General features: G+C 66.0%; 1 protein-coding gene. It reads left to right on the forward strand.

The annotated features are described in order from the left end of the window. On the forward strand, positions 1–4507 hold a 4507-nt coding region (locus VM621_RS03065), incomplete at both ends, for an SDR family NAD(P)-dependent oxidoreductase (RefSeq protein WP_325467524.1).

The following is a 4507-nucleotide window of genomic DNA, read 5'->3' on the forward strand; positions in this document are numbered from 1 at the left end:
CGAGGAATTCTGGGCGAACCTCAGCCAGGGCAAGGACAGCATCACGGAGATTCCGTCCGAGCGCTGGGACCACACCCTCTACTTCGACGAAGACCGCAGCAAGGCGGGCAAGACCTACGGCAAGTGGGGCGGCTTCATCGATGGCGTGGACCTGTTCGATCCGCTGTTCTTCAATATCTCGCCACGCGAAGCCGAGTTGATGGATCCGCAGGAGCGCTTGTTCCTCGAATGCGTGCACGCGACGCTGGAAGACGCCGGCTACACACGTGACAACGTAGCCGACGAGGGCAACGTCGGCGTGTTCGTCGGCGTAATGTATGAGGAATACCAGCTCTACGGCGCCCAGGCGCAGGCGCGCGGCGAAGGCATCGCCGTACCCGGTCACCCCGCTTCCATCGCCAACCGGGTGTCTTACTTCAGTAATTTCAGTGGCCCGAGCATGGCGCTGGACACCATGTGCTCGTCGTCGCTCACGGCGATTCACCTGGCCTGCCAGAGCCTGCGCGCGGGTCATTGCGCGGTCGCGATCGCCGGCGGCGTCAATGTTTCGATTCATCCCAACAAGTACCTGATGCTCGCCCAGGGCAAGTTCATCTCCGGCAAGGGCCGCTGCGAGAGCTTCGGCGAGGGCGGGGAAGGCTACGTACCGGGCGAGGGCGTGGGCTCGGTACTGCTGAAGCCGCTGGCCCAGGCGATCGCCGATGGCGACCACATCTACGGTGTGATCAAGGCCACGGCGGTGAACCACGGGGGAAAGACCAACGGTTACACCGTGCCCAACCCCAACGCGCAGGCGAAAGTGATCGAACAGGCCCTGCGCGAGGGCGGCATCGATGCGCGGGCGGTGAGCTACATCGAAGCCCACGGCACCGGCACCAGCCTGGGCGATCCGATCGAGATCGCCGGCCTGTCGAAGGCGTTCCGCCACTGGACCCCGGACACGACGTTCTGCGCGATCGGCTCGGCCAAGTCGAACATCGGCCACTGCGAGAGCGCGGCGGGTATCGCCGGCGTGACCAAGGTCCTGCTGCAGATGAAGCACGGGCAACTGGCACCGAGCCTGCATTCGAGCGTGCTCAATCCGAACATCGACTTCGACGGCACGCCGTTCGTGGTCCAGCAGGATCTTGCGCCGTGGCCGCGGCCCGCGCATGGCACACGCATCGCGGGAATCTCTTCGTTCGGTGCCGGCGGCGCGAATGCGCATGTCGTGATCGAAGAGTATGTGGCCCCGGTTGCCGAGCCTGTGCCTGGCGATACGCCGGCCATGGTCGTGCTCTCCGCGCGCGATGGGGATCGTCTGCGCGATCGCGTGGAGGCCTTGTGCCAGCGGTTGGCATCGGGTGACGGCGAAGCGGCATTCTCGCTGTCCGACCTGGCCTATACGCTTCAGGTCGGCCGTGAGGCGATGGAAGAGCGCGTGGCGCTCGTGGTGGGCTCGCTCGACGAGCTGCGCGAGAAGCTGGCCGCGTTCATGGCGGGTGAGGCAGCGATCGACGAAATGTACCGCGGCCAGGTGAAGCGCAACAACGATGCGCTGGCGGGGCTGGAGGGCGATGTCGACATGGCGGCCACCGTCGACGCCTGGATGGTCAAGGGCAAGTACGGCAAGCTGCTCGAGCTGTGGGTGAAAGGCCTGCCTGTCGACTGGCGGCGCCTTTATGGCGCGGTGACCCCGCGACGGATCAGCCTGCCGACTTATCCATTCGCGCGCGAGCGTTATTGGGTCCCGCTCGGTGCCGCGACGTCGGGCGCGGTGCAGGGCGCCGCCGCACTGCATCCCCTGGTCCAGCGGAACACCTCGAGTTTCTCCGTACAACGCTTCAGCTCGCACTTCAGCGGGCAGGAGTTCTTCGTGGCCGATCATGTGGTGGGGGGCTTGCGTATTCTTCCCGGCGTCGCCCAGCTCGAGATGGCGCAACGAGCGACCCGTGAATCCGTCGACGGCATGGCTCCGATTCGCCTGGAGAACATCGTCTGGCTGCGACCCGCGATCGTCGATGTCGACGGACTGGATCTACACATCGCACTGACACCGCAAGACGCCGGCGATATCCGCTTCGAGATCTACCGCGACGCGGACGACGGCGATGCCGTCGCGTACAGCCACGGTTCGGTCGTCCTGGGTACGAATGAGGAAACCGACAGCCGTCCTGCGTGCGATCTCGCTGCGTTGCGCGCGCAATGCGGCGACGCGCATCTGGATGCGACGCAGTGCTATGCCTTGTTCGACGCGATGGGCTTGCACTATGGCAAGCGATTCCGCGGTCTGGACGAGGTTTTCGTCGGCGCCGAGGGTGTGCTGGCCCGGATCACGCTGCCGTCCTCCTTGCCGCTCGATGCCTATGCCTTGCATCCGGCCCTGTTGGATGCCGCTTTGCAGGCTGCGATCGGTCTTGCCGAAGCGGATGTGGCGTCGGGCGAACGGATGCTCTGGCTGCCCGCCCGCCTGGGTTCGCTGGACATGTTCGGGCCCTGTGCCGAACGTATGTGGGCGTTCGTGCGGCATAGCGCCGATACGGCGACGGATGAAGGCTCGCGCACGATCGACGTCGATCTGTGCGATGCGTCGGGCCGTGTCTCGGTCCGTTTCCGTCGTCTCGAATTGCGTGCGTCCTCCGGCGTGGCCGACGTCCCTGCGGTGCAGACCTTGCTTGCGCAGCCTGTATGGGAGGCTCAGCCGGCAGCGGCCGGCAAGGTCGCTGCGCGGGTCTTCGCGCGTCACCTCGTGCTGCTGTGCGGCGTCGATGAGGCGGTCACGAGCAGCATCGGCACGACGTGGCCGGATGCGACCTGCGTGGCCATCGCGCTGGGCGACGATGTCGCGCAAGGCTATGCGTTGGCCGCGGCGGCGCTGCTCGAAAGCCTGCAGACGATCGGGAGTTCGGCGGGCGAGATCCTTGTCCAGGCGATCGTGCCGGCTCAGGGTATCCATCGAACGCTGGCCGGCCTGACGGGCCTGCTACGCACCGCGAAACTGGAAAACCCCGCCATCGTCGGGCAGGTGATCGGCGTCGAAGCGGGCCAGGACATCGTCCGTGCGCTGCTCGACAGCCGCGACGACGATGCCGCACAGATTCGCTACGCCGACGGCGTGAAGCAGGTGTGCCGCTGGTCGGAATGGCCGCGGCCTTCGATGGCGGCGTCGAGCGCATGGAAAGCCGGCGGCACCTATCTCATCACTGGCGGCGCCGGTGGTCTCGGCCTGATCTTCGCCCGCGACATCGTTACGCATGCGACGGGGGTCAAGCTCGTTCTGACCGGCCGCTCGCTGCCGACCGACGCCATGCATGCCCGGTTCGCCGAACTGGAGGCATTGGGCGCGTCCATCCACTATCGACAGCTCGACGTAGCCGACCGCGAGGCAGTGCAGCGCTGTGTCGGCGATACGGCCGCCACCCTCGGCCTGACCGGCATCATCCATAGCGCCGGTGTCCTGCGCGACAGCTTCATCATCCGGAAAACGTCCGACGAGCTCCGCGAGGTGCTACACGCGAAAGTGGCGGGCACGCTGAACCTGGATGAAGCCAGCCGGGATCTGGCACTGGATTGTTTTGTCTGCTTCTCCTCCGTCGCCGGCGCAAGAGGGAACGTCGGGCAGGCTGACTATGCCGCCGCCAACGGATTCATGGATGCGTTCGCGCATGATCGCGACGATCTCGTCAGGCAGGGGCGGCGCCATGGGCGCACCCTGTCGGTCAACTGGCCCCTGTGGGAAGACGGCGGCATGCAGGTGGACGCGGGGACGCGTCGGTATCTGTTGCGGGAAACCGGCATGACCCCGTTGGCGACCGCAAGCGGATGCGCTGCGCTGGCCCAGGCCATGGCGAGCGGGCTGCCACAACTGCTGGTGGCCGAAGGCCACATCGACCGGTTGCGGGCGACGCTGCTGGATCGGTCGACGCAGGCCGAGCCAGCGACGTTTACGGACGCGGCCGTGACGGAGGCATCCTTCGCGAACACCGCGATGCCGGTCGATCTGCTCGACAGGACGATACGTCACCTGATCCAGCTGACCTCGGCCACGCTGAAACTCCCACCCCACAAGATCGACGCGGAGGCGGCACTGGAAGCCTATGGCATCGATTCGGTCATGGTGCTGGACCTCACGCTCACGCTGGAAAAGTCGTTCGGACCGCTGCCCAAGACGCTGTTCTTCGAATATCGGAGCATGGCCGCCCTGGCCGGCTATTTCGTCGAGCGCCATCGCGATCGTCTGGCCAAACTTGTCGGCGAGAAGGTGTCGCAGGCGAGGGCCGTGCTACCCGCGAAGGCCGTGGTAGCGGCCAAAGCCGTCCCGGTTGTGCGTAGCGCCTCACGATTCGGCGGGGGCACCGTCGACCGGGGCGCCGACGAGATTGCCATTGTCGGCGTGGCCGGCCGCTATCCGCAGGCGCGGAACCTCGAGGAATTCTGGGCGAACCTCAGCCAGGGCAAGGACAGCATCACGGAGATTCCGTCCGAGCGCTGGGACCACACCCTCTACTTCGACGAAGACCGCAGCAAG

This window comes from Luteibacter sp. (assembly GCF_035539195.1).
Classification (GTDB): domain Bacteria; phylum Pseudomonadota; class Gammaproteobacteria; order Xanthomonadales; family Rhodanobacteraceae; genus Luteibacter.